Raw genomic sequence first — 25,348 nt, 5'->3', positions numbered from 1 at the left:
ACCATGAATGATAACGAATGGAAACCCTGTGCGAAAGGCAGATGGACAACATCAATGGAAAAGGTATTATTGATCAATACAGGCGGCACCATCGCCATGTCGATGGATGCCTCGGAAACCGTAAAACCGCTTGACGATCAAGCTGTCGATAAGATTTTACCGTTTCTCACAAGTTATGCAGAAATCGAAACGATTAATCTTTTCAATCTCCCCAGCCCGCATATTACGCCCCAAATCATGAACGAGCTGAAAACGCGGATTGAACAGGAAACTGCCCGCACCGCATACTCCGGTGTGGTGATCACACACGGAACCGACACCTTGGAAGAAACGGCTTACTTTCTTGATTTGACCTTGTCTCTGTCAATACCGGTGGTGATCACCGGTGCGATGCGCAGCAGCAACGAACTGGGTGCTGACGGTCCTGTCAACTTGATCTCGTCTGTCCGGACGGCCGTCGATCCGGCCAGCCGCGACAAAGGAGTGCTGGTTGTCTTTAATGACGAAATCCATGCCGCCGCCCACGTAACCAAAACCCATACGAGCAACGTTGCCACTTTTCAATCCCCTCAATTCGGGCCAATCGGGACGATCAGCAAGAAGCATGTTCATTACCATCATGCACCGCTGGCTCGCGAATATTATCCGATCCGACATGCCGACGCCAACGTGCCTTTGATCAAGGCGGTTGCCGGGATGAATCCGGAGTGGCTGCAATTTTTGCTCGACCAGCCGATTGACGGATTGGTCGTGGAAGCGTTCGGTCTGGGCAACCTGCCTCCCGCTGTGCTCCCGATCCTGAAGCAGCTTCTGCAAAAAGGAGTTCCTGTCTTGCTGGTATCCCGCTGCTACAACGGACAAGTCCAGGATGTTTATGATTATGAAGGCGGGGGCCGGCAGCTCAAGTCGATGGGCGTCATCTTTTCCAATGGATTGAACGGGCAAAAGGCTCGGCTCAAATTAATGGTGGCGCTTCAACAGACTCGCGATGTCTCCGCCTTGCAGCAAATGTTCGATTGATTCGCCCGAAACAAGAGGAAATAAAAAAAGAAGCTGTCCTCAGCCAAATCGCGGCTGGTCGGACAGCTTTTTGTTTATTGCGTGATCAGGACGGACTGAGTATACGCATCCCAACCCACTTTCGCGCCTAATGCTTCACTGACAAATCGGATCGGTACCATCGTCGTATCTCCGTTTAACAATTGTGCGGGTACATCCAAATAGATTTTCTCGCCGTTTTTGTAGGCGATTTTGGAGCCGATCGTTAATTTGATCGTATTGTTGTCTTTGGTAGCGGTGACGGTTTGCGTCGCTTCGTCCCAATCCACTTTCGCGCCAAGCGCTTCGAAAATGGCCCGCAACGGCACGAGCGTCCGTCCGTTTATCTCAATCGGCGGCTTAGAAAAAGTTTGCAATTGGCCATTGATAAAAACAACAATGTGCTTGCTCGTATTCACCGGAACAAAGACCGGAACGGAACGGGCCGACAAACCGCTCTGCGGATCGGCAATTTCGATCAGAACCGTATAACCTCCGGTGATTTTGCTCAAATCTTTTATCGAGACATTCGGCTTGTCCAGATCATGCGGAATCCGTTTGAGCAAATCTCCGGCAAAATCGTAGACCAGCAAGTACACCGTATAGCCGGAATAAGAATCTTGCCAGTCGACAGCAATGCTGATTGTCCCGTTGCCGTTTAATAGAATGCCGCCGGGAAATGCCTGGCCGCTGGCAATGGGAAATGTCCCCGTTGCCGTGCCAGACGCCTTCCATTTAACCGGGGTGGACCGATATGTTTCACCATTAAGCACCATTTCCAGCACCAGTTCGTATGTGCCTGCCCTCAAGGCATATTGGTCCAAGCGCAAGCGAGAACTGTCTGAGGTTAATTTGATCCGTTTCACAACTTGCTCCTCTTCGTTCAGGACCAGCAAATAAAACACGGCCTGCTCATACGGCGAAGTCATGGTAAGGGTAAGCTGGATGGAGCCATCTTCCTTCAGCAAAATTTTGCCTGGGAAGTCTTTTCCATTCGGAATGGGTTCCAACTTGTTTGCCACCGGCACAACGAACGTAATTCGATTCGAGTCTACTTCGTTGTCCTTACTGTCCATTTCCAAGTACATGGTGTAGTTTCCGGCAGGCAAGGTCAGATCATTGGCCGAGATCGTCGGACGTTCCGGACGAAAGGCGATCCGTTTAACTTCCTCATCATCCTCATCGACGACAACCAGATAAAAACGGGCATCATCCTCGACAGCGGCTGAATGAATCGTAATTTGAACCGCGCCAGTTTTCGTCAGGCTGATCGTCCCGGGAAAAACGGATTGGCTGACCGGGATCTCGATGACGACCGCTTTTGTATACAATCGCGTTCCAAATGCAGCTTGGCCTGTTCCGTCACCGGCCTGAACAAAATATGTACCTGCCGCAACCGGCAATTGTTTCAGCGGGATCGCAAAGGTAATGCGCTTTGCATCAATCGCTGCCGTTCCTTCAGCCGTGTCGATTTCCTTTTTAGCATACGAAATATCGGTCACAGCATCGCTCGCCTCGCCGGCGCGGATTAAGGGCAATTGCCCGTTTTGTTCGTTCGCCTTTCCTTCAAAGGAAAGAATGATGTCATCGCCCCGCTGTTCATCGACCAGTACGGTTCCCTTTAACTGATCATCGTCAACAAAAAGCCCCCCCCATTCCGGTTGGAACTGATCGGTTACCGTGGTGCGGACCGTTGCCAGATCCATTGCACTTGTTTGTGCGATCCCTGCTCCCGCTGTGAGCAGAATGAACATGACGAGAAAAAGCATGCCTGTTTTTTTGACTTGTAGCACCGTCTCACTCCCCTTTTCTTAAGATTTTTAAGATACATCCATGATGCAATACCCGATCTTGACGTGGATGAAACCACCTATGGATAAATATTCCGGGGAGCAAAACAGATCGACAGACAAAATAAAAAAGGCCGGCCATAAGCAGTTTCTGCTTACAGCAGCCTTCTTTAAAGAAAATGGTGGAATTATACCCAACCGCGGAATCGGGAAGCTTCCGCCATTTTCCGAACCCCAACCATATAGGCAGCCAGGCGCATGTCTACCCGACGTGTTTGCGAGAGGGTATAGACGTTTTCAAAAGCTTTCACCATGACATGCTCCAATTTTTCTTCAACTTCCTGCTCAGTCCAGTAGTATCCTTGATTGTTTTGCACCCATTCAAAGTAGGATACCGTTACCCCGCCGGAGCTGGCCAATACATCGGGAACAAGCAAAATTCCGCGTTCTGTCAAAATTTTGGTAGCTTCCAAAGTCGTAGGACCATTGGCCGCTTCCACGACAATAGACGCTTTGATTTGATGGGCATTCGCCTTGGTGATCTGGTTTTCAATCGCAGCCGGAACGAGGATATCGCACTCCATTTCCAGCAGCTCTTTGTTGGAGATCGTATTGGTAAACAGCTTGGTCACGGTTCCAAAGGAGTCGCGTCGATCCAACAAATAGTCGATATCCAACCCTTCCGGATCGTATAAAGCGCCATAAGCGTCGGAGATCCCCACCACTTTTGCGCCGGCGTCATGCATAAATTTGGATAAATAACTGCCCGCATTCCCAAAACCTTGCACAATCACGCGGGCGCCTTCCAATTGAATTCCTCTGCGTTTCAATGCTTCGCGGATACAGATGGTCACACCTTTTGCGGTTGCCGTTTCGCGGCCATGCGAGCCACCCAACGCAATCGGTTTACCCGTAATAAATCCCGGTGAATCAAATTCGCGAAGCTTGCTATATTCATCCATCATCCAGGCCATAATTTGCGAGTTTGTGAATACGTCTGGAGCGGGTATATCTTTTGTCGGGCCGACAATCTGGCTGACAGCACGTACATAACCACGGCTGAGCCGTTCGAGTTCACGGAAAGACATTTCGCGCGGATCGCAAATGATCCCGCCTTTTCCCCCGCCATACGGCAAGTCAACGATGCCAGCTTTCAAGCTCATCCAAATCGACAAAGCTTTTACTTCGTCTTCCGTCACTTCCGGGTGGAAACGGATTCCCCCTTTGGTGGGACCCACTGCGTCATTATGCTGAGCCCGATAACCTGTGAAAACTTTTACTTCCCCGTTGTCCATGCGAACTGGGATGCGAACAGTGAGGACGCGCAATGGCTCCTTTAACAGTTCATACATCGACTCTTGGTAACCTAGTTTTTCAAGCGCTTCTTTAATCACCGTTTGAGTGGAAATCAACAGATTCATGCTTTCCTGTTGTTCATTTCCCTTGGTGCCTTCGGTTACCACTTCGTGCTTACCCATTATTTACCACCTCAAAATTGTTGTCGGTAAATCCATCGTTTAGTATACACGCTTGTACCATGAATGAGAAGATCTATTTTTTGTTCGCTGCCAAAGGCAGGTGAGTTTGCTTCAAGGCGTTACTTTTGTTATTTTGGGCAATTTACGAAACAAAAATGGCACTTATAGCGTCTCCGCAGAATTCACCTTTCATTACGGTACGTCTGGAGTTGTTTTGAATAAAAGACGCTCCTTTTTCCGTTCCGATATGCCATAATGATAGAAAAAGCGAACCGATACAAGGAGGTACTAGCCTTGACCAACAGAAATCTCTTATTTGTTTTTGCCCATCCGGATGATGAAAGCTTTTCCTCTGGTGTGACGATCGCCAAATACGCCCAGCAGACCGGTTCCGAAGTATACCTGCTTTGCGCTACCCGCGGCCAGGCGGGCAAGCCCGGAAATCCTCCTGTATGCACCATGGAAGAACTGCCGCAGGTACGGGAACAAGAACTTCGGTTGGCTGCCGGCATCCTCGGAATCAAGGAACTGCAAATACTCGATCATCAGGACAAATGCCTGGGGGAAGTTCCGCTTGAACAATTGCAAGGAGAAATTGCGGGCGCCATTGATCGATGGCAGCCGTCAGTCGTCGTAACCTTCGCCCCCCACGGTATTTCCGGACATCCTGATCATCAAGCGATTTCGCGAGTGACCGACCTTACTGTCAAATCGCTGCCTCTTGAAAAAAATCCGGTCCAAAAACTGTACCACGTCACTTTGCCACTGGAGTTGCTCGCTGCCAATCAGTACGGAGACCCGCTTGATAAGATTAGCACTACGATTTCGGCTCCGGAATATAAAGCGGTTGTGGGTCAGGCACTGCGTGCGCATAAAACACAGCATCTCTCTGTCCAACGCGCCTTTCCCGGCGTAATGGAAGGAAATGACGATCAAGTACGGGAACAGAACTATTTCATCCTGGCTTGGGCCAAGCGGGCAGAGATGCTTTCGGAAAAAACGACTGATCTGTTTGCCGGGGTTCTGTAAAGGGCTGTTGTGCCTCCCCCCTCTTAGACAGGAAAAACACCTAGCACTTCGACTAGGTGTTTTTTCTTACTTAAATCGATTGCAAAGTTCCTTTACCGCATCTTCTGCTACGATCACCTTTCCGTACTCCTCCAGCATATGAACGGTTGTTGGAGTCGCCTCTCCATACTCGGAGAGAATCGCAATCATTTTTTGATATCTATCTTGCTCAAGATCAACTTCTTCCAGCACAAGGTAGTACTTCCCTTGATAGAAGTAAGCAGCTCCGCCGTTTGTCAAAATCGAATTGATGCGATGAGCAGCTTCAATCATATGTTCAAAGTCCCGGAAAGAGTAAATAATCTGATCGCTCTCTTCCAGAGTCACTTCCAACTCGTACACTTCTTCATCGTATTCTTCTTCTTTGTCCACCTTTGAGCCAGTTTTGCCGCGTGTTACGATCACGACCATCCCCTGAGCAGGCAAGGCAAATACTTCAACAGCGACAGGCCCAGACACTTCAAACCCCAACTCATGATAGGCCTGTTCCATCATGTCGTTGAACAGTTCATGTACTTTTGGAATGTCACGCCACATGTCTTCTTTCTCAATACCTCGCTCCGAAAGATCGTCAAACGTTAAAAAGATTCGTATCTTGTCTTGACCAAGGCGTTCAACACGCATGACTGTCCCTCCTCGCCATCCAGTCGTATTACAAGTTATGAATCATAGCCTGTAAAAGTGCTCCGCTTTTTCTGCCGAACATCCATCAGCCAGATCACTATTTTTTCATTCACTCAACCGGAAGCTAGATTTTCATCCTATATCATACCATATTTAAGGACAAGAATATAGCGTAAAACTGCAGCGAGCGTGCGGGAGCAATCGACAGGCAGGCGCGATTTGGAGGTTGCTGTCACTTTTTGCGCTTTCCCGGGAAAGCGGTTAGTCAGCAAAGAAAAGTCGGCAGCAGCGCAAATTACAATCCGCGCAGCCTGGCTTTGTGACTGATCCAGAAACGATAAAGGCAGTAGAGCAAAACGACGAGTGTCACCAGGCATGTACAGAACGGGAATTTGATCAACTGCAACAAATAGAGCAAGAAAAAGTACCCGGTCAACACTCCGCTGACTATCCGCTCCAGGACGGAGTGCGTTCCGCCCGTCAGAAGTCTGCGCATATTGGCCAACAGTGGACGAAACAGAAACCAGTACGAAAGGGTCAAAAATAATAACGACGTTACAAACTGTGTCGGTTCAAATAATATGAACGCCAATGTTTTTGCAACATAAGCGGAGTCCAGGAGCGTGAACTGGGGGAACCCTGCTGCCGCACGACCAGCGGCGAGCCAAGCAATTACCCCCCACACCAGGTCTCGCCAGAAGATACGCATGATGTACACCCCACAGCAGCCAAACTGTTGCCCTGTAATATATGGCTTTCTGTGGGACTGTGTGCAAGTGCGTTTACATTTGTGGTACGAGCGGTTGTTTGCTCATTTCCAACAGGCGTTTATGTATCCAAATCGCCGCTTGCGAGCCGTCGCCCATGGCAATGCTCACTTGCTGGGAATGGGCCACGATGTCTCCGACGGCCCAAATGTTTCGGTAGGAAGTTTCTTTCGTTCGCGGATCAACGAGCAAATGCCCGTTATCCATCCGCTTGACCGGAAACGGATCAAGCAGACTGGTATTCAGGCGAGCGCCCGGAAAAGCGAGAAACGCCTTTTCTGCCTGCACCTGCCGGCCGGATTCCAGCCAAATACTCGCCAGCGCCCCGTCCCGCGCTTCGATCCGGGACACCGGCCCTTCGTATAGCTTGATGTTTTTCTGTTCCAGCAGATGCAGCTGTTCGGTTGCCAGCGGTGTGCGCGCGTGATTGACAATCAGCAGCTTGTCGGTATAGTACGTCAGGATCAACGCCATCTCCACCGCGTATTTTCCGTCTCCCAAAACAGCGGTTAACCGATCGATACTCTCGAAACCGTCGCAATCCGGACAGATAAAAATGCTTTCCCCCAAACAAGGGAGCAGCCCGGGAAGGGACGGAAAAGGATCGGTTATCCCGGTCCCTACCAAAATGGTTTTCGCCCGGTATGACTCCGCCCCGTTTTTGACAGACACCTCAAAAAGGCCATGCGACAGCTCACGCAAGTCGATCGCTTCATCCCATAAAAATTGGACGCCGTATTTTTTCGCCTGGGATTCACCCCGTTCCCGCAGCGTTTCTCCGCTGATCCCATCCGGATACCCCAGGATATTGCGATATTTTTTGGCGAGCAAGGACCGACCTTGTTTGCGATCAATCACCAGCACGCGATGCAAACTTCGTCCCAGTTGAATCGCTGCCTGAAGTCCCCCGATACCGCCACCGATTACAATTGTGTCATAAATCAAATGCCATCCCCACCAAAAGGTTATTTTTCATAGCGTAACCGAGTGGGGCGGCACTCATTCAATCAGCGTTGGAGAGGGGAATGAACACCGCTTTGCCGATCGGTAACGGCTGCAGCGGGTCAAGACCGTTATAGCGGACAATTCGCTCTACTCCGAAATTGTTGCCGTAATACTGCCGGGATAACTTGAACAATGTATCTCCCTTGCGAACAACATGGCGAATTGCTTTCGGCTTGCTTGCTGCTGTCGAGACGGCGTCGTTTGGCGCTTTCGCTTCCGCCGGACCGGGCGAAGAAATGATTGCCGCATCCGATCCGGCCGGTTTGCCCGACTCCACGGGCGCGGCAGAAACGGATGCCGTTTGCTGTTCGGGGCTTCCCGTCTGTTCAACCGACGTGTCCGGGACAGCAGCTTGACCGGTTGGCTTTACCGCTGTCCCTGCTCCCTGCTGGTGTTTGCTTGACTCGATGCTCGGGGCAGGACCGCTGCTCGCTTGATACAGCTCGACGCAAATCAGCCCTACGAAGACAACGGCAAAGATCAGGATGCCCGATCCCAGAAAGGTGGCCATGCGGTTGCGCTCGCGTGTGGCATGGCGAGTTTTCCGCGGAGGAAATCCCCCGATTCCCGCGGCTTGTTCGGCTGAGCTACGAACTTTCCTCCTGTTTTCCTCCTTCGTCTCCATTTTGCTCCTCCTCTCTTTCTCGTTTGTTCACGGTCCACCGCAAATACAGCGCCAGGAAAAAATCAATGGTGGTATGGGCAACAATCGGTCCGATCAAGTGATGACTCCATTCAAAAATGCTTCCGATCGCGAAGCTTGTGACATATACGCCGCCTGCAAGCAACGGTTTGCGCAAATAACGGACATGAATGAGAGCAAACAGCAGACTTGCCCATCCGTTTCCGATATACGTTTGCAAAACTCCGCGAAACAGCCACTCTTCGCCAATGCCGACTGACAGGCACAGCAGGAAGATCGACCAGAGCGACATCCGCGCAAAAATCCGTTCGTTGATTCCGCCATCATCTTGCCAATGCCGCGGCAGCCAGCGATCCATGCCAAGATTGGCCAGCACCAGCAGCGCTGCGATCCCGAGCGCGGCCAAAAGTTCAAACCACCCCGGCCAGGCAAACATCGCCACGGTATGGGTCCAGCCAAATAAAAACAAACTGCATGCAGCAGAGAGAATGAGGACGATTCCTTGGGTCAGCCATAAGTTCATCCGCAGCAAACGATCATCGATCTGCTGCAACCGGTTGGTCAATGGTGATGTCCTCCCCTATTGTATAATTCGACAGGCAGCAACATGCGCAAAGCCTCATGGAGATTCCAGTTTGTTTCGGGAAGTGCGGCGGTGAGCCGGCTGACGTCTTGTTCGTAGTCGATCCTCTGCAAACCGCAGGAGGAACAGCAATACAAATCGTATCCGAGATCGTCGGTACTTCCGAAATAGGCGGCCAATGCTTGTCGATAGCAGCCTTTTTGTTGCAGCCAATTAACCATTTGTGTCAATTTTGTCCGCTTGGCTTGCCTGGCCCGCTCGATCCGCTGTCCGATCCGATTGGCCGCATCTGCCGGAAAACCAGAATTGACCTGGACGCCATACGGTGGGCGATCGCTTCTGGCAATCAATCCGGCCTGTTCTGCATAAAACAGCAACAGCTCGGTTTGCGTCTCCGGCAAATCCAATCCGGCAGCGATTTCGGGATAAGCCAGTTTCAGCCCGGTCTTCGCGCGCAAGGAAGCAACAAACAGTTCAATCACAGCCGGTTCCGGATATTCGGCTTGCGACAGATGTTGGTGAATCGCCAAGTCTTCAATGGCAAAATACAAGGCGGCATAGCCCGGTTGCCCGTCCCTGCCGATCCGGCCAACCTCCTGCGTATATTCTTCGATGCTTCCCGGAAAATGATAATGCAGGACATAACGAATGTTCGGCTTGTCAATGCCCATTCCAAAGGCATTCGTCGCCACAATGACGCTCAATTCATCCCGCAGGAACTGCTCCTGGATCAAGACGCGATCCATCGCCGACATGCCGCCGTGGTAGCCTTCGACTTTGTCCAATCCGGCCAATTGACAAGTTGCCACGAACTGCTCGACCGCTTGCCGCGTGCGGCAGTAGACAATTCCGGGGCCATGCAGTTTGGCGACCGCTTCGATGATTTTCTCCCGTTTTTCCGCTTCATCCGTCACCGCAATGATGTCGTAGGCGATATTGCCCCGATTAAGCGACTGGCTGACGATATCTTCCTGATGAATGTGAAACAAGCGCGCGATTTCACGCTGCACTTCCTCGGTCGCCGTGGCTGTCACGGCCAGCACCGGCGGGTTGCCCAGTTTTTGCACGATCTCAGGCAACCGCAAATAATCCGTCCGGAAATCATGTCCCCACTGCGAGATACAATGCGCCTCATCGACCGCTACAAGAGAGACGCCGCGACGCGCCAGCAGCTGCTGGATGTTTGGCTGTTGCAATTTTTCCGGAGAGATGTACACCAGCTTATACCTGCCTTGTTCCACTTCGCTCAGCAATCGTCTCGTTTCGGCAGGTTCAAGCGAACTGTTCAGGTAGACCGCGGAAAATTTCCCACGCATCCGCAGCCGTTGCACCTGATCGACCATCAGTGAGATCAACGGTGAAACAACTAACGTAATACCCGGCAGCAGCTGCGCGGGCAACTGATACGTCACCGATTTGCCACTCCCTGTTGACAACAGCCCCAAAACACTGCGACCTGCCAACACCCGTTGGATAATCTCCAGCTGCCCGGGACGAAACGTGCGAAAACCATAATAATGTTGCAGCGCCTCATGCAGCCGTTGCTCTTTAATCGTCATAGACGGCTCCTTTCTGGCGGGCAAGTGCCAATCTAATTTGCAAATACGAATACTTATCCTGCAGATGATTTTTCAACAGACGCAACCGTCTCGTTTGCAGTCGGCTGCTCAACGTCTGGATCTCTCGTTGTTCCCGATCGCTGATATACGGGGAAATATCCCAGTCCGGATAAAGCAGCGCAATTTCTACCAAATGATCTTCCACCGTGTTCGGCGACAGCCGACGTTGTCTGGCAATCTCGGCAATCGACAGATTCTGGCGCAACAGCCTCCAGGTATGGGCGGCGCTGTCGCTTAACTGCCGGGACGTTCGCTGATCTGCTGTAAACAATCGGTGCAGGAGAGGAAAATTTTCGCCCTGCTCAGCCTGAATGCGTTCTGCCATCACGGCCAGGCAATGCAGCAGTTTAACCCATAAAAAGGAGGGCGGCTCCTGCCATTGTCTCGCCAACTGCGGCAAAGTCGAACCGGTCTGTCCCGCACCGGAAAATTGACGGACGACCAACTGTTGCAAACGTTCCGGAAACGCCTGCAACAAAAGCTCCAATTCCCCGACAAGCTCGTTCATCCAGCGCTCTCTTTCCGACGGAACGCCCAACTGTTCTTTCACCCATTGTTGGATCGATCGCTGCTGGACAACCGGGTAAAACGCAATATCCCGATGCAGCAGCTGCGAAACAGTCTGTACGAGCAAATGCAGCTTCAACCATTGGCTTTGCAGCTGTTCGTTGGCGGCGACCCGTCGGATTGGCTCAAGCCAGTTATCCAGTTGGTATTGCTCCACTCCCTCCCGCAAAAACTGTTTCCCGGCAGCTGTCAGCAAAAAAGTCGGTTTGGTTTTCGCGCGGTCGTCTGCCTCAAGCTGCAGCAGCCTTTGAGCTTTCAGGCTCGCAATAATTTCTTCCCAATACTCTCTCGAAAATTTGGGAAATAGCCGATAATAAGGATGAAGCCGAAAAAGATAGACATCTTGTACCGTCTGATTTCCTTTTCGCCCGCGCAATATGTAATAGAGTGACTGAACCGTTCTTTGCTTTTCCAAAGGCAAAAGACCATTCAGCAGCAAGGTTTTCATAAATTCTCGTTCATGCAGAATTGGATTGCTCATATTTTACTCCTTGTTCAGAGGAATAATCGGTTATGCTTCACAGTTGTTCTGGCACATGTTGATCGGGTCTGACCGGGGTCAGACGAACAGAATTTGGAGGATTATGATGAAAAGATTGCAAAAAAGCGAATTTATTCTTACTTACATGATCATCATATCATTTGCTTGTTTCATTGGTGGATTTTTTTTGGGCGCCGGCTACATGAAAGCAAAGGCTGATGCGCAAACGGCCGCACAGCAGGCGCAAGCAAAAGCGTTAGCCGAACGGGAGAAATTGTTGAAAGAGCAAAAATTGTACAAAGACCAGGACTTCACCCGGTTTTATTACGGCATTTATGCCCCGGCCGCCGAGCTGAAACAGCGCCATTTCGAAACGTTGGACAAGCTTGACGGCAAGCCGCGAAACGAACAGGAGAAACTGCTTGCGGAATTGTCGGAGTTGGCGGAAGACAATTTAAAGGACTTGCAAAAGGAAGTGATCCTCAACAGTTCGCCGCTGCTTGTTCAAGCCAAGGCCGACTATACACAAAGCCTGAGTACATATTTGGATGGTATCGAGCATGTGCTTTCCGCTCAAACTAATACTGCTTACACCGCTGAACAGATCAGCAGCCAACTTCAACCGTTTCAACAAAATTGGCTAAACGCTGATGCGGAGCTTTATCAGGCAGTGGCCACCTGGGATTCCGCCTACGCGAGCAAACGGCCGCTTCCGAATGTAAATCCATTGCAAGCAACATTGACACAATGGAAGTCCGCTCCGTTTCATTTCAAAGTTTTCGTCGTGGCGGAAAACATGGCCGCGCACAAAAAATTATATTCCTTTACCCCGCTCGATCTGACGGCCCGTCTGGATGCGATTATGCAATCCGAACAAAACCCGGTGCTTGCCCTCAAAAATGTTTCTTCAGCGGTTGAGTTGCTGACGGCGACGAATGCGGTCCGTGCCGGCGATTATCAAAAATTGCGGGCGAAACTTTATCAAAGTTTGCAAACACCTGAAATGCCTTTATACACCGAATAGACAAATTTTTTGTTCATTCTTGAAATCTGTTCAAACAAGGAATAAAATGAGTTATGAACATGGACGTACCATGAATTGGGAGGTGAAACCACTATGACAACATGGGTAGATAAAGATACTTGTATCGCATGCGGGGCTTGCGGCGCAACTGCTCCTGATGTTTTCGATTATGACGACGAGGGCTTGGCATACAACAAGCTTGACGATAACTCCAACTCTGCACAAATCCCTGACAACCTGATCGAAGATGTGCGCGACGCAGCTGACGGTTGCCCAACCGATTCCATCAAAGTGGAAGAGTAATCTTTGCGCTGTGCTCAGGTGGATAACCACAAAAAAACCACTCAGCCTTACCTTCAGGCATGAGCGGTTTTTTCATTTCTTTTGTGTTCGCTTCTTGTTATAATGTTCTAAGGTTTTTGGTACATAACGATTTTTGTTAGGAGGAAAGCAAATGGCTTTTACAAACAAAGTAGTTGACGCTTTTATCGAAATTCCGCGCGGCAGCCAAAACAAATATGAATTTGACAAAGAAGCCGGCGTGTTCCGCTTGGACCGTGTTCTTTATTCGCCGATGCACTATCCAACCGAATACGGCTACCTGGACCAAACCTTGGCGCTTGATGGCGATCCGCTCGACATCCTCGTGCTGACCACCTTCCCGACTTTTCCGGGCTGCGTCATCAAAGCTCGCGTAATCGGTGTGCTGGTCATGTCCGATGACAAAGGCCAAGACGAAAAATTGCTCGGCGTACCTGTGGATGATCCTCGCTTCGAAGGCGTGAATTCGCTCGAGGATGTAGCTCCGCATGTGTTGAAAGAAATCTCGCATTTCTTTGAGCGCTACAAAGACTTGGAAAACAAAGTGACCAAAATCGAAGGTTGGGAAGGTCCGGAAAAAGCGGCTTCCTTGATCGAGGAGTGCACCGCTCGTTACCAACAAAACAAATAATACATGCTGTAACGAGAACGCTTCCGGCGATTTTTTGCGCTGGGAGCGTTTTTTTGCTAATTGAACAAAAGCCGAATAAACCTGTTGGAAGTTGCTGAAATTGTTCATTTATTTTTTTTATTTTTTTTATTTTTTTGCTTGACCGATATTTCACTCCGTGCTAAAGTAAATAGCAAATCTCACAGTTACATGAATAGTCTAACAACGATGATGAAGAGAAGCTGTACGAGCGAAACCCCCAGAGAGCCGATGGTTGGTGCAAATCGGCGGTTCATTGTACAGATGAGCACTTCGGAGTTGCCAAACCGAACGCTGACTTTCAGCCAGTAGGTTTGTTCGGTTGATCCGTTATCTCTCAGGTCATTGACCTGGCAAGGTTCTCTTTTGCGAAAAAGAGAACGAATGAGGGTGGTACCGCGATTATACCTCTCGTCCCTCACTACTTCGGTAGTGAGCGTCGAGAGGTTTTTTTATTGCCTCATCCATAATACACATTACCACCAGCTTTACCCATGATTATGATCACACAGGAGGAAGAGAACCATGTTTGCAGACAAACTTATTTTGCGCATTCCCGGACCGACCCCAATCCCCCCGCGCGTTCAACAAGCGATGAATCACCCGATGGTCGGACATCGCAGCGGCTTGTTTTCCAATCTGTTCGTCAAAACAGCCGAGCGGTTGAAACCGATCTTCGGCACTGAGCAAGATGTGTATATCATCGCCGGAAGCGGGACATCCGCATTGGAAATGGGCGTAGTCAATACGCTGCAGCCACAGGATGAAGCGGTTGTGCTCGTCAGCGGCGCCTTTGGCGAACGGTTCGCCAAAATTTGCGAGCGCTACGGCATTATCGCCCACCGTCTCGAAGTCCCTTGGGGAGACGCGGTTACGCCGGAATTGCTGGCCGCCTATCTGCAAGATAAACCGCAAGTCAAAGCCGTTTTTGCCACGTATTGCGAAACTTCAACCGGCGTGCTGAATCCCGTCCGCGAACTGGCACAAGTCGTACGGGAAAAATCTGACGCATTGTTCATTGTCGATGGCGTCAGCTGCCTCGGCGCGGTCGAGTGCCAAATGGACGAATGGGGCATCGATATACTGGTGACCGGCTCGCAAAAAGCTTTGATGCTGCCGACCGGGCTGGCTTTTCTGGCTGCCAGCGAACGGGCTTGGAAAGTGATCGAAGCAAACCAGGCGCCCTCCTTCTATCTTGACCTTCGCGCTTATCGCAAGAGCCTGGCTGACCGGACCACTCCATATACGCCGGCTGTTTCACTGATCTTCGGTCTCGAAGAATCGTTGAACATGATCGAGGAAGAAGGCTTGCCGCAGATCATCAAACGTCATGAACTGATGCGGGATATGACCAGAGCGGCAATTCAAGCTTTGGGCCTGCCCTTGATGACGGCAGACCGCTACGCGGCACCAACCGTTACTTCCGTCAATCCGCAAGGGGCTTTTGACCCGGAACAACTGCGCAAAACCTTGAATGGCAAACACAATGTGGTCATCGCTGGCGGTCAAGGGCACTTGAAAGGGAAAATTTTCCGAATCGGGCACATGGGCTATTGTGAACCGCTTGATGTCATCACCGTTATTTCCGCCTTGGAAATGTCGCTGAAACAGATCGGAGCCGATGTGGAACTGGGAACAGGCGTAAAAGCTGCACAGGAGGTGCTTATCAACCATGTTTAAAGTTTTGATCAGTGACCCGTTGAGCACGTTTGGAATTCAAAAATTGTTGGATGCTCCTGACGTTGAAGTCGTTCAACAGACCAACCTCTCCCCTTCCGATTTGCTGGCCGTTATTGGCGAATACGATGCCTTGCTCGTACGCAGCCAAACACAGGTAACGGCGGAAGTGCTGGCCGCTGGCAAACGTCTGAAAGCGGTCGGGCGGGCCGGAGTCGGCGTTGACAATATTGATATTGATGCGGCGACCCAATCCGGTATCGTCGTGATTAACGCCCCGGATGGAAATACGATCTCAACCGCAGAGCATTCTTTCGCGATGCTGATGGCTGTGGCCCGCAATATCCCGCAAGCTCATAAAAAACTGACCGATGGCACCTGGGACCGGAAAAGTTTTCAAGGGGTGGAATTGAACAATAAGGTGTTGGGAGTCATCGGCTTTGGCCGAATCGGTTCGGAAGTGGCGAAACGGGCAAAAGCGTTCCACATGCAAGTGCTGGCCTATGATCCATTTTTGACCGAGGAGCGGGCGCAAAAGATGGGCGTGACAATGGCCACGGTCGACCAAATCGTGACCCAAGCCGATTTCATTACGGTGCATACGCCTCTGACCAAGGAAACGCGGCACTTGCTCAGCACCAACGAATTTGCCAAGATGAAGCAAGGCGTCCGGGTGATTAACTGCGCCCGCGGCGGCATCATTGACGAAAAAGCACTCTATGAAGCCATTTTAAGCGGAAAAGTGGCGGGCGCGGCATTTGACGTCTTTGAACAGGAACCGCCAACCGACAATCCGCTGATCGGTCTGCCGCAAATGATCGTCACCCCGCATCTTGGGGCGTCGACCGTGGAAGCACAGGAAAACGTCGCGATCGACGTATCGGAAGAAATCTTGAAGGTACTGCGCGGTCAGCCATTCAAAAACGCGGTAAACCTACCTTCCGTACCGGCACATGTGATGGAACGTGTCCAACCTTATTTCACTTTGGCTGAAAAGCTGGGGCATTTCCTTGCCCAAGTCAGTGTTGGTTCTGTTCAGGAAATCTCCGTTACATACAGCGGTGAACTGACCGAGATCGACATTTCGCCTTTGACTCGAACCATTCTGAAAGGGGTTCTCTCTTTCCACCTCGGTGAAGAAGTGAACTACGTCAACGCGCCGATCTTGGCCAAGTCGCGGGAAATCTCCGTCAATGAACAGAAATCGTCGCAAACGAAGGGCTTCACCAACCTGATCATGGTGTCGGTCAAAACGACACAGGAAACGCGCATGGTTGCCGGCACCCGTCTCAATGGCTATGGCGCGCGAATTGTCAAAATTGATGATTTCTCCATCGATGTGGCTCCCGAAGGATTTTTGCTGTTTGTCCACCACCACGATCGCCCTGGCGTGATCGGTCGCGTCGGAACGATCCTCGGCTCCAACGATGTGAACATCGCCACCATGCAAGTCGGACGGCGCGATGTCGGCGGCGAGGCAATTATGATGCTGGCTGTCGACAAACCGGTTTCCCGCGATATTCTCGACCAGATTGGGGAATTGGCAGAGATCAAGAGTGTGACCGAAATCGATTTATAAGAACATTCCTATCAAGCCTGGCTTGTCCAGGCTTTTTTTTACATATTGTTACGATATAATGAAGAAAAAAAGAGCATATTCATGAGAGGAGTCGCTTATGTCACATCAAGCACTGTTTGCAATTGCCTTATTCTTGCTTACATACGCTTTTATCATCAGTGAAAAACTGCACAGGACCATTGTTGCGATGGCCGGCGGAATTTTGATGGTCTTGCTGGGCATTCTCTCGCAGGAGGATGCAATCCGCCATATCGATTTCAACACGCTTGGCTTGCTGATCGGCATGATGATTCTGGTCAGCATCACCGCGCAAACCGGCGTTTTCAAATATGTCGCCATTCGGGCAGCAAAAGCGGCCAAGGGCAAGCCGATCACCATCCTCGTCTATCTTAGCGTGGTCACGGCGATGGCTTCCGCTCTGCTGGACAATGTCACCACCGTTCTGCTGATTGTTCCGGTCACCTTCAGCATCGCTCGGCAACTGCGCGTCAACCCGGTCCCCTATTTGATCAGTGAAGTAATCGCTTCCAATGTAGGAGGTACGGCCACCTTGATCGGCGATCCGCCCAATATCATGATCGGCAGTTCGGTGGAAGGGCTGGACTTCATGGCGTTTCTGGCCAATTTAACGCCGATCATCGTGATCATTCAGGCGGCGATTCTTGTTTGTCTCGTCTTCATTTATCGGCGGCAGCTGCAAACCACCCCTGAGCTTCAAGCAGTGCTGATGCAATTAAACGAAAAAGACGAGATTACCGATCCCGTCCTTTTGAAAAAGTCGCTGGCGGTCATCCTTTTAACCATTATCGGCTTTGTGCTGCACGGCGTTCTTCATCTTGACTCGGCGACAGTTGCGCTGTCCGGTGCCTTTCTGCTGCTTTTGTTTACGGGTGAACACTATCTGGAAGAGGCTATCAGCAAGGTGGAATGGACAACCATCTTCTTTTTCGTCGGGCTGTTCGTCCTTGTGGCAGGTTTGGAAGAAACGGGCGTCATTGCCAAAATGGCGCAAGCAGCAATGGATTTGACAGGCGGCGATCCGTTGCATACGTCGTTGCTGATTCTTTGGCTGAGCGCGATCGCCTCCGCCTTTATCGACAACATTCCCTTTGTGGCCACGATGATCCCGATGATTCATGACATGGGTTCGCTCGGCATTGACAATCTGGAACCGCTGTGGTGGAGCTTGTCGCTTGGTGCCTGTCTGGGTGGAAACGGTACCATCATCGGGGCAAGCGCAAATGTGATCGTAGCCGGTTTGGCCGCCAAAGAAGGACATCATATCACGTTTCTCGGGTTCATGAAAATCGCCTTTCCGCTGATGATCTTGTCCATCCTGCTTTCGCATGTCTATGTGTATCTGCGTTATTTTATCCTTTGAGGAGGTTTTGGCATGCTACATTATTCGTTTGATTCTTCGCTGGTGGAAATTACGGAACAAAAAAATGAGGACGACGTAACGTTCACGATTCAGATCAAATCTGAGACGATGCGCCAACGCTGGAAACAGGTCCGTTTCTACTTCGATGACAACAAAGATTATACCGATGCCTTCTTCTATTCCCACATCGATGGTCATTATGAAGTTATTGTACGCAACGACGCTGTTCTCCCCTTCTTGCTGCAAGCATTCCGTTATCGTTGCATCGAATCGTTGGCCTGGAAATAGCCGCTTTCCCTGCTAGCCTGTCAAACGCTTCGCATACAAAAATCCCGCCTTTGCTGAAGGCGGGTCTCCGATTGTTGTGTAGCCATGAAAAAGCAGACTGTCTTGATTGGACAGCCTGCTTTTTTTCTTGCTGCTTTACAAAATGGTGAGAATTTCGCTGACATCATTCAAGATGTAATCCGCCTGCTCCTGTTCAAACTTGCTCCGCGCGGCCTGACCAGATAGACCGGTCAACGTGGCGGCAAATCGGCACCCGATGGCGCGAGCTGCCAACAAGTCGGCCAATGAATCTCCGACAATCAACACTTCGTCGCCGTTGGCGATCGGCAGCGGGTAAGCGAGTGTCTGTTCGTCGGATTGCTGGAGTCCCAGCAGCCCTTTCACATAACAAAACGGATTCGGCTTGGCAAGCGGCGCTTTTTCCGGAAAAGCCGTTTCCGCCTGCAGCACGTGGCTGGCCGTGACGACTCGCTGCGGGTCGAAATGTTCCAGCAACCCCAGCTCAGCAAGCGGCACATGGGTTTCGATCGTCGGACGTCCGGTTCCGATTCCCAATGTGTACCCCTTTTCTTGCAGCTCTCGCAAAACTTCTTTGATTTTCGCCGGTTCGACGATCGGAATCTCATCCGTCAGAAACCCTTTTTTCCCTGGTTGCTGCGTCTCCCGGCCTATCGAAGAGGCGACCCGTCCATCCCCCAAATACCACTCTTGGAACGTCTCCTGACAAAGCGCCCAAAGTTGACTGTTGCGGGAAAACTGCGAAGTCTCCACCTGGCAATGCTCCTTGGCCAATTCGTTTAAATAAAGCAGCAGTTCTGACTTTTGCACGTTGCTCTTGGCAAAGTCAGCCGTAAACGCGGCAAAATCAAGGGCAAAATCCGGCTCATACTGTCTGGCCCATTCGCCCAACTGATTCAGTTCCGCACGATCGACCGGTCCCTGCAGGATCGCTTCAACCTGTTCCGGTTTATGCGGCCGCAGTTTTTCGCAAAGTCTAATCAATTGATAAGAGAAAGCGAGAAAAACCATATCCCAGTTCGAGTTAATTCCGCGCGATTTGATGAAATCCAATACTTGGTCCTCGGCAAACACCGTCCGGCGAACACGCCGGATCACCTCTTCCTCCGGATCAGGGGTAAATTCATCCCCCGGCAACCCCAAGTACAACTTGTTGTGCAGCAATTCCCAGACCGTTAGAGCCGAGGCATCAAAGTAACGCTCCTCGCTTAAAAAGACACCGTCCACGTCGAATAGTATGGTTTTAATCACTGTATGTTCCCTCGCTCTCCTTATAATTATTAGGCAATTGAATGATAAAGGTCGTCCCTTCGCCCAGCTTGCTTTGCACGTTAATGGCCCCGCCGTGCGCTTCGACGATATTTTTGGCAATCGCCAACCCTAAACCTGTACCGGCACTTCCCCTTGTTCGCGCTTTGTCTGCCTTGTAAAAGCGCTCAAACACGAACGGCAGATCTTCTTGCGGGATCCCGCTTCCGGTGTCGCTTACCTCTAAAACTAGCGGCTGCTCTCCGCTTGCCCGCAACGTGACAGTCCCTTCCGGCGGCGTATGGCGGAGCGCATTGTCGATCAGGTTGGTCAACACTTGTTCGATGCGATCCGGATCGATCAGGATGGAAGGCAGAGCAGTGTCCATGACAAGCCGCAATGCAACTCCGCGTTCCTTCGCTAATGTGCCAAACTTGCGCTGAATTCGTTCCAAATAGGGCACAAGGGCGATTGTCTCCTTTGACAATTCTACAAACCCTGCTTCCATTCGGGCAATGTCCAACAACTCGTTGACCAGACGGCTCATCCGTACAGACTCATCATAAATAATTTTCGCCAGCTCTTGCTGCTCTTCGCGTGACTCAACCACCCCATCGACGATCGCTTCACTGTAGCCCTGCAACATGGACAGCGGGGTCCGCAATTCGTGGGAGACGTTTGCCAGGAAATCTTTGCGCAGCTTGTCCATTTTTCGCTCTTTGGTCAAATCGCGCAAAACAGCGACCGCTCCGCGGATCTGCCCGCGATCATACAGCGGTACCATGACGATTGACCAGTTGCGCCCTTGTACGGCAATATCGGCGTTCACTGCCTGCTCGGTGGCGACCACCTGCCGGAATAGGTCAATAATCGGCAGATTGCCTTCCTGATGCTCATAGGCCCAATCCCTGGCAAAATGCTCCGCAGGCGGATTGGTGACGACGATTTTTCCATCGGCATCAACCATCATCACACCATCGACCATGCTGTGCAGGACGCTGGCCAACTGCTCTTTTTCGTTGGATAGCGCATGCACGAGTTCATTCAAGCGACTGGCCATCGTATTAAAGCTGGAGGCCAATTCACCGATCTCATCGTTCGTCCGGATCGGAATTTCCGCATGAAATTCCCCTTCCGCAATTTGATGGGCCGTCTCTTTCATTTTGCGAAGCGGATAGGCAATCCGCGAAGAAAGGAAGAACGCGAAAACGGTCGTTAACGTAAACCCTAGCACACCCACCACGAAAATGATCTTGCGGATTTCCAGCATCGATTCGTCAATCGCCTCGATCGCTTGATATGTCACGATCGCTCCGTGTTTGTCGCCACTGTATGTAAGCGGAACAGCCACCGCCAAAAACTGCTGCCGGTCATGCGGTGCACCGGAATCTCCCTTAAAGATGATCCGCGCCGGAGCAGGATATTTCCCTGCTACCGCTTTATCCAGTTGCAAGTTCGGATCGGTCACCAGCAATTCCTCCGCATCTTGCGGCAGCAAATTGGGCGTAATTTCCCGTCCCAACCGTTCCATGCGGCTGCCGACGACGATCAGACCTGTCTCATAGGCTTCTCCCAGTCCGCTGGCCATTTGCAAAGATTGAGGCAAATTCCGGCTGTTTTCAAAGTTTTGCGCGAGCTTTTTGGCCAGTTCCTGCAAGGTTTCCCCTTGTTCCCTTATATAATAGCTATCGAAAAATTGAACCAGCAACAGACTGAACAAGGTCAGGACAACGGCAAACAGCGCAATAATCGTCATCCATAACTTGCCAACAACACTGCGAAATAAAATATCCACGCTATTTTGGCACCTCTAGCTTGTAACCGACGCCCCATACCGTCGAAATCATCGCCGCCGCTTGCGGAGACACTTTGTTCAGTTTTTCCCGCAAGCGCTTGATATGTGTATCGACAGTTCGCAGATCACCGAAGAAATCGTAGTGCCACACATCTTTCAGTAATTCCTCCCGGGTAAACACTTTCTCCGGAGAGAGCGCCAAATAATGCAACAGTTCATATTCCTTGGGTGTTAAGCTGACTTCCTGACCGCTTGCCGTTACTTTATGGGCATCATGGTCAATCGTCAATTCCGGGAAAACGAGAATGGAATGACTCGGCACCGGCTCTGTTTTCAAATAGGCAGTAGCCGAAGATCGCCGCAAAATCGCTTTTACCCGGAAAACGACCTCGCGCGGGCTGAACGGCTTGACGACATAATCATCCACACCGGCCTCAAAGCCATGCACGCGGCTGGTTTCTTCCCCTTTTGCCGTCAGCATGATAATCGGCGTTGCTTTTTGCTCACGAATCCGTTGGCATACTTCGATACCATCCATGCCAGGAAGCATCAAATCGAGCAAAATGATATCGTAATCGGACGACAGCGCCATTTCCAATGCTTGCTCGCCCTGCTCGGCTTCATCGATCACGTAATTTTCCCGCTCGAGATACATTTTCAGCAAACGGCGAATTCTTTCCTCGTCATCAACAACTAAAATACGAACGGCAGTATCCATACTTACACCCCTATTTGTACAACTTCGTAAAACACTTCCCTTTTGATCAACGCAATGATAGACCAAAAAGCTGGGGTTCAGCCAGCTTTTTCATCTATACTCCTGCATATGAGTGTAAACCAACAATGACCAAATTCACAACTACCAATGTGATCAAGATGATCACAAAGCCAATCACCGACATCCAGGCCGATTTGGTCCCGACCCACCCGCGGGAGAGACGGAGGTGCAAATAAGCGCTGTAAAAGAGCCAGACGATTAAGGCCCACGTTTCTTTCGGGTCCCAGCCCCAAAATCTGCCCCACGCTTCGGAAGCCCAGATCATCGCGAATACGAGCGCGCCGAGCGTAAAGACCGGGTAGCCGATGGCAATGGCCCGGTAGCTAATTTCGTCAATCAACTCCGGATCGACATTGCTCAGGGACGGCTGCAAAGCGGCACCAATCCGTTTGCGCAACAGCAACCGCAACACGCCGTACAAAATCAATCCAGACAAAATCGACCAAATCATCGTATTGAGTTTGCGAGCGGCATCTTTTCCCTGCATCCAGCCTGGTGCCTCGAACAACGGCTGCATCGGCCCGGCCTGAATCAGTTTGGCATCTTTTGGGGCCACGATTGCCGGCATCGTGTAAACAACCTGTTGATTCACCATTTGACCCATATTATTTTGCGCTTGCGTCGGCAACTCAAAAACGGTTTTTTGGTTGCTGTGGGCAAAGCTGGTATCCATCACAATAAAGCCGATCAGCATCAGCACGACAGCCAGCACGATTTCCAGCCAGGTAGTGCTTTTGCTGCGCCGCTCCTGATTGATCGTCCGTACGAGATACATCAGGCCGGCGGCGAAACCGACCGCCAAAATCCCTTCACCCAAAGCTGCGGTAGTCACGTGAATTTTTAACCAGTAGCTTTGCAAGGAAGGAATCAATGGTGTTACTTCTTGCGGGAAGACGTACGCATAAGCGAGCATAATGATGCCCAACGGGATGACAAATGCCCCCAGCACGGTCAAACGGTAAATCCGGTAAATGACCAAATAGGCGAGAATAATACAGAAATCCATAAAGGCCATAAATTCGAACATGTTGCTGGTCGGGCTGCGCCCCGCGGCAATCCAGCGGGTGACAATATAACAAGCCTGTGCCAGAAATCCGACAACGGCGATATAATAGGCAATTTTCCCGAACCGCTCTTCGTGTTCCTGCGGGCTGCGTTTTCCCCATCTTTTTCCGGTTAGCGCCAACACAAACATGATTGTTGAAAAAACATAAAGAAGAAATGCGATATTTAACAGCCAATCGCTGAGTTGTATAACGTCCAAGCGCCTGTTCCCTCCTTACAGCCTCATTTTTTCTTTTGTTCAATCAGCATTACCAATTCCAGTTTCTCGACGAGATGATCCACTTCCTTGCGAATTCCGAACCAGTTTTTATTGGTATGCGCGGCTAAATGAAGCGTATCTCCATTGCGTTGCAGCCAAATGCGACGGTGCTGCCAATAAAAGCCCATGACCAAGCCGAGAATGACAATAAACGCCCCGAAATAAATGATCGGCATCGCTTTGTCTTTGCGGACGAGCAAACCGGAAATATCGATCAGGTCCGGCTTGACGATCTGCAGTGTGTAACGCTGATCTTGTTTTTCGGTAATGATCGAGCCTCGCAAATAGACCAGTTTCTCTTTGACTGGCTCTTTGTCCGAGGTAATTTCCAGCGCGAACATCGGATTGTTCGGCACATTCGTCTTCGTTGCCGGTTTCCCGGAAGCATCAAGGAAAAAGTCAGGATAATAATCGAGGACCCTCACTTTTATCCCGTCGGCTACCTGTTGTTCCGGTTTTGTCTCAAACAGATCAAGTTTGACGGACCCGACCGGGGTATTGCCCGCTTTCGTATCGATCAGCTGAAAGTTCAATGCTCCCAGTTGCATTTCTTGCACACCCGACTGATAGACCAGCAAGTCTTCGTATTCCAACGGATGGTTGACCACGATCGGTCCCCTGGCTACTTCCTGCAAATCGGGCTCGGCTCCCGGCAAACTCTTGTTTTTGTTCACATACAACACCGCATCGGTTTGATAGCTTTTCGGAATGACGCCGCCCTGCAAGTCAAGCTTCTCCGGCATTTCGTCTTCTTTCCAATATTCCGTGGTATACTGCTCGTTTTTGATATAATACGGCGTTCCGCTGATCGCCACGGTCTGTCCTTCCCTTACCCACACATACTCGTTCATATAGAACCCGGGCAAATTGCGCAGAAGTACGCCGAGCAGGAAAATAATCAGGCCGATGTGGTTGACATAAGGGCCCCACCTGCTGAACCGGGCTTTTTCGCCCATCAGAGAATTCCCTTCCTGATAAATGCGGTAGCCCTTCTTCTTCAATTCTTCGGCAGCTCGCGGAAACAAATCGTGCTTGTCCTCCTGCAGCTCCATGCTTCCGTAGATCTTCTGACCTTTCAGAAACGATTCATGCTGGTTGAGTCGCGGCTTGTTCAACGCTTTATACAACGGAATGATCCGGTCGAGACTGCAGATGACCAGCGATGTTCCGATCATCACCAAGAGCGTGACAAACCACCAGGAAGAGTAGAGGTTGTGAAAGCCTAACAAATAGTAAATTTTCCCCAACGTTCCATACGTGCTGGTGTAGAAGTTTTCGATTTCCGGTTCGGTATAAACCGGTACCGGGATGTATTGTTGCTGGGGAAAAATCGTCCCTACGGCCGAAGCAATTAACGTAATGATGATCAAATAAATAGCGATTTTTACGGAAGAAAAGAAGTTCCAGATTTTATCAATAACCGTTTTGGAATACGTTTGCGAACGACGCGCCATTCCCTCATAACGCATGTCGGGAAATTCTTTTGCCGTTTCCGCTGTCAGCTGTTGACGGCTGTCCAGCGGTTTGCCGCAGGACTCGCACAGCATCGTGCCGACAGGGTTGGTATGACCACATTCACACTTACGATCGTCCATGCTGTCTC

At 50.6% G+C, this 25,348-nt stretch carries 23 protein-coding genes and 1 other annotated feature; of the genes, 9 read left to right on the top strand and 14 right to left on the bottom strand.

The features are described 5' to 3' along the window. Positions 1-54: 54 nt before the first annotated feature. A complete protein-coding gene (locus JOD01_RS01365; protein WP_204516414.1) occupies positions 55-1,020 on the top strand; it encodes an asparaginase in 966 nt (321 codons plus the stop codon). A gap of 74 nt (positions 1,021-1,094) precedes the next feature. On the opposite strand, the gene JOD01_RS19940 is transcribed toward JOD01_RS01365, so the two are convergent. Further along, the gene (locus JOD01_RS19940) at positions 1,095-2,831 is read right to left on the bottom strand and encodes a stalk domain-containing protein (protein ID WP_204516413.1); all 1,737 of its coding nucleotides are present in this window, start codon (positions 2,829-2,831) and stop codon (positions 1,095-1,097) included. Between the two features lie 185 nt (positions 2,832-3,016). Then, complete coding sequence (locus JOD01_RS01355) at positions 3,017-4,249, bottom strand: Glu/Leu/Phe/Val family dehydrogenase (RefSeq protein WP_204516818.1); 1,233 nt, start codon at positions 4,247-4,249, stop codon at positions 3,017-3,019. A 351-nt stretch (positions 4,250-4,600) separates the two neighbouring features. On the opposite strand from JOD01_RS01355, the gene JOD01_RS01350 reads away from it, so the two are divergent. Beyond that, complete coding sequence (locus JOD01_RS01350; protein ID WP_204516412.1) at positions 4,601-5,335, top strand: PIG-L deacetylase family protein; 735 nt, start codon at positions 4,601-4,603, stop codon at positions 5,333-5,335. A gap of 66 nt (positions 5,336-5,401) precedes the next feature. Here the strand turns inward: JOD01_RS01350 and JOD01_RS01345 are convergent, their stop codons facing one another. From JOD01_RS01345 to JOD01_RS01315, 7 genes are all read right to left on the bottom strand, one after another. Further along, complete coding sequence (locus JOD01_RS01345; protein ID WP_204516411.1) at positions 5,402-5,998, bottom strand: genetic competence negative regulator; 597 nt, start codon at positions 5,996-5,998, stop codon at positions 5,402-5,404. Positions 5,999-6,293: 295 nt separating this feature from the next. After that, positions 6,294-6,707, bottom strand: coding sequence for a hypothetical protein (locus JOD01_RS01340; protein ID WP_204516410.1), 414 nt, complete (start codon positions 6,705-6,707; stop codon positions 6,294-6,296). Between the two features lie 73 nt (positions 6,708-6,780). Next, the gene (locus JOD01_RS01335) at positions 6,781-7,710 is read right to left on the bottom strand and encodes an NAD(P)/FAD-dependent oxidoreductase (protein WP_204516409.1); all 930 of its coding nucleotides are present in this window, start codon (positions 7,708-7,710) and stop codon (positions 6,781-6,783) included. A gap of 58 nt (positions 7,711-7,768) precedes the next feature. Next, entirely contained in the window at positions 7,769-8,395 is a 627-nt protein-coding gene (locus JOD01_RS01330) for a LysM peptidoglycan-binding domain-containing protein (RefSeq protein WP_204516408.1), read from the bottom strand. After that, positions 8,358-8,978 (bottom strand): CPBP family intramembrane glutamic endopeptidase, encoded by a 621-nt coding sequence (locus JOD01_RS01325; RefSeq protein WP_239565111.1) that lies wholly within the window; start codon positions 8,976-8,978, stop codon positions 8,358-8,360. Before JOD01_RS01325 ends, JOD01_RS01330 begins: the two co-directional genes overlap by 38 nt. After that, positions 8,975-10,555 carry a RecQ family ATP-dependent DNA helicase gene (locus tag JOD01_RS01320; protein ID WP_204516407.1) on the bottom strand — a complete coding sequence of 527 codons (1,581 nt, stop codon included), beginning with the start codon at positions 10,553-10,555 and terminating at the stop codon, positions 8,975-8,977. The genes JOD01_RS01325 and JOD01_RS01320 overlap by 4 nt, the downstream gene beginning before the upstream one ends. Next, a complete protein-coding gene (locus JOD01_RS01315) occupies positions 10,545-11,663 on the bottom strand; it encodes a YpbB family protein (RefSeq protein WP_204516406.1) in 1,119 nt (372 codons plus the stop codon). Before JOD01_RS01315 ends, JOD01_RS01320 begins: the two co-directional genes overlap by 11 nt. Positions 11,664-11,769: 106 nt before the next feature. Between JOD01_RS01315 and JOD01_RS01310 the strand changes: the two genes are divergently transcribed. The 7 genes from JOD01_RS01310 to JOD01_RS01280 all read left to right on the top strand — a co-directional run bounded on the left by JOD01_RS01310 (position 11,770) and on the right by JOD01_RS01280 (position 18,582). Beyond that, positions 11,770-12,687 (top strand): hypothetical protein, encoded by a 918-nt coding sequence (locus JOD01_RS01310; RefSeq protein ID WP_204516405.1) that lies wholly within the window; start codon positions 11,770-11,772, stop codon positions 12,685-12,687. A 93-nt stretch (positions 12,688-12,780) separates the two neighbouring features. Next, complete coding sequence (locus JOD01_RS01305) at positions 12,781-12,990, top strand: ferredoxin (RefSeq protein ID WP_204516404.1); 210 nt, start codon at positions 12,781-12,783, stop codon at positions 12,988-12,990. A gap of 151 nt (positions 12,991-13,141) precedes the next feature. Further along, positions 13,142-13,639 (top strand): inorganic diphosphatase, encoded by a 498-nt coding sequence (locus JOD01_RS01300; protein WP_204516403.1) that lies wholly within the window; start codon positions 13,142-13,144, stop codon positions 13,637-13,639. Between the two features lie 198 nt (positions 13,640-13,837). Beyond that, positions 13,838-14,079 (top strand) — a binding site (T-box leader). Between the two features lie 103 nt (positions 14,080-14,182). Beyond that, positions 14,183-15,337 (top strand): pyridoxal-phosphate-dependent aminotransferase family protein, encoded by a 1,155-nt coding sequence (locus tag JOD01_RS01295; RefSeq protein ID WP_204516402.1) that lies wholly within the window; start codon positions 14,183-14,185, stop codon positions 15,335-15,337. Further along, positions 15,330-16,913, top strand: coding sequence for a phosphoglycerate dehydrogenase (gene serA / locus JOD01_RS01290; protein WP_204516401.1), 1,584 nt, complete (start codon positions 15,330-15,332; stop codon positions 16,911-16,913). Before JOD01_RS01295 ends, serA begins: the two co-directional genes overlap by 8 nt. Before the next feature lie 97 nt (positions 16,914-17,010). Further along, entirely contained in the window at positions 17,011-18,294 is a 1,284-nt protein-coding gene (locus tag JOD01_RS01285; protein WP_204516400.1) for an ArsB/NhaD family transporter, read from the top strand. Between the two features lie 12 nt (positions 18,295-18,306). Further along, a complete protein-coding gene (locus JOD01_RS01280) occupies positions 18,307-18,582 on the top strand; it encodes a hypothetical protein (RefSeq protein WP_204516399.1) in 276 nt (91 codons plus the stop codon). Positions 18,583-18,717: 135 nt separating this feature from the next. On the opposite strand, the gene JOD01_RS01275 is transcribed toward JOD01_RS01280, so the two are convergent. From JOD01_RS01275 to resB, 5 genes are all read right to left on the bottom strand, one after another. Next, positions 18,718-19,851: an HAD family hydrolase gene (locus tag JOD01_RS01275; RefSeq protein ID WP_204516398.1), complete on the bottom strand. Its 1,134-nt coding sequence runs from the start codon at positions 19,849-19,851 to the stop codon at positions 18,718-18,720. Then, entirely contained in the window at positions 19,844-21,643 is a 1,800-nt protein-coding gene (locus JOD01_RS01270) for an ATP-binding protein (RefSeq protein WP_204516397.1), read from the bottom strand. The genes JOD01_RS01275 and JOD01_RS01270 overlap by 8 nt, the downstream gene beginning before the upstream one ends. Position 21,644: 1 nt before the next feature. Beyond that, entirely contained in the window at positions 21,645-22,361 is a 717-nt protein-coding gene (locus tag JOD01_RS01265) for a response regulator transcription factor (RefSeq protein WP_204516396.1), read from the bottom strand. Positions 22,362-22,455: 94 nt separating this feature from the next. Beyond that, a complete protein-coding gene (gene ccsB, locus JOD01_RS01260; protein ID WP_239565110.1) occupies positions 22,456-23,685 on the bottom strand; it encodes a c-type cytochrome biogenesis protein CcsB in 1,230 nt (409 codons plus the stop codon). Positions 23,686-23,708: 23 nt separating this feature from the next. Next, on the bottom strand, positions 23,709-25,340 hold the full coding sequence (gene resB, locus JOD01_RS01255) for a cytochrome c biogenesis protein ResB (protein WP_204516395.1): 1,632 nt from the start codon (positions 25,338-25,340) through the stop codon (positions 23,709-23,711). Between the last annotated feature and the right edge of the window lie 8 nt (positions 25,341-25,348).

Source organism: Brevibacillus fulvus, from assembly GCF_016908525.1.
GTDB lineage: Bacteria > Bacillota > Bacilli > Brevibacillales > Brevibacillaceae > Brevibacillus_G > Brevibacillus_G fulvus.
Note: the sequence above shows the minus strand (reverse complement) of the source record. Positions and strands in the feature narration are given on the sequence as shown.

Bases quoted from the DNA above. Each gene is read 5' to 3' on its own strand.
- JOD01_RS01365 (WP_204516414.1), top strand. From the start codon at position 55: ATGGAAAAGGTATTATTGATCAATACAGGCGGCACCATCGCCATGTCG.
- JOD01_RS01355 (WP_204516818.1), bottom strand. From the start codon at position 4,249: ATGAATCTGTTGATTTCCACTCAAACGGTGATTAAAGAAGCGCTTGAA.
- JOD01_RS01345 (WP_204516411.1), bottom strand. From the start codon at position 5,998: ATGCGTGTTGAACGCCTTGGTCAAGACAAGATACGAATCTTTTTAACG.
- JOD01_RS01340 (WP_204516410.1), bottom strand. From the start codon at position 6,707: ATGCGTATCTTCTGGCGAGACCTGGTGTGGGGGGTAATTGCTTGGCTC.
- JOD01_RS01330 (WP_204516408.1), bottom strand. From the start codon at position 8,395: ATGGAGACGAAGGAGGAAAACAGGAGGAAAGTTCGTAGCTCAGCCGAA.
- JOD01_RS01320 (WP_204516407.1), bottom strand. From the start codon at position 10,555: ATGACGATTAAAGAGCAACGGCTGCATGAGGCGCTGCAACATTATTAT.
- JOD01_RS01315 (WP_204516406.1), bottom strand. From the start codon at position 11,663: ATGAGCAATCCAATTCTGCATGAACGAGAATTTATGAAAACCTTGCTG.
- JOD01_RS01310 (WP_204516405.1), top strand. From the start codon at position 11,770: ATGAAAAGATTGCAAAAAAGCGAATTTATTCTTACTTACATGATCATC.
- JOD01_RS01305 (WP_204516404.1), top strand. From the start codon at position 12,781: ATGACAACATGGGTAGATAAAGATACTTGTATCGCATGCGGGGCTTGC.
- JOD01_RS01300 (WP_204516403.1), top strand. From the start codon at position 13,142: ATGGCTTTTACAAACAAAGTAGTTGACGCTTTTATCGAAATTCCGCGC.
- JOD01_RS01295 (WP_204516402.1), top strand. From the start codon at position 14,183: ATGTTTGCAGACAAACTTATTTTGCGCATTCCCGGACCGACCCCAATC.
- serA (WP_204516401.1), top strand. From the start codon at position 15,330: ATGTTTAAAGTTTTGATCAGTGACCCGTTGAGCACGTTTGGAATTCAA.
- JOD01_RS01285 (WP_204516400.1), top strand. From the start codon at position 17,011: ATGTCACATCAAGCACTGTTTGCAATTGCCTTATTCTTGCTTACATAC.
- JOD01_RS01280 (WP_204516399.1), top strand. From the start codon at position 18,307: ATGCTACATTATTCGTTTGATTCTTCGCTGGTGGAAATTACGGAACAA.
- JOD01_RS01265 (WP_204516396.1), bottom strand. From the start codon at position 22,361: ATGGATACTGCCGTTCGTATTTTAGTTGTTGATGACGAGGAAAGAATT.
- resB (WP_204516395.1), bottom strand. From the start codon at position 25,340: ATGGACGATCGTAAGTGTGAATGTGGTCATACCAACCCTGTCGGCACG.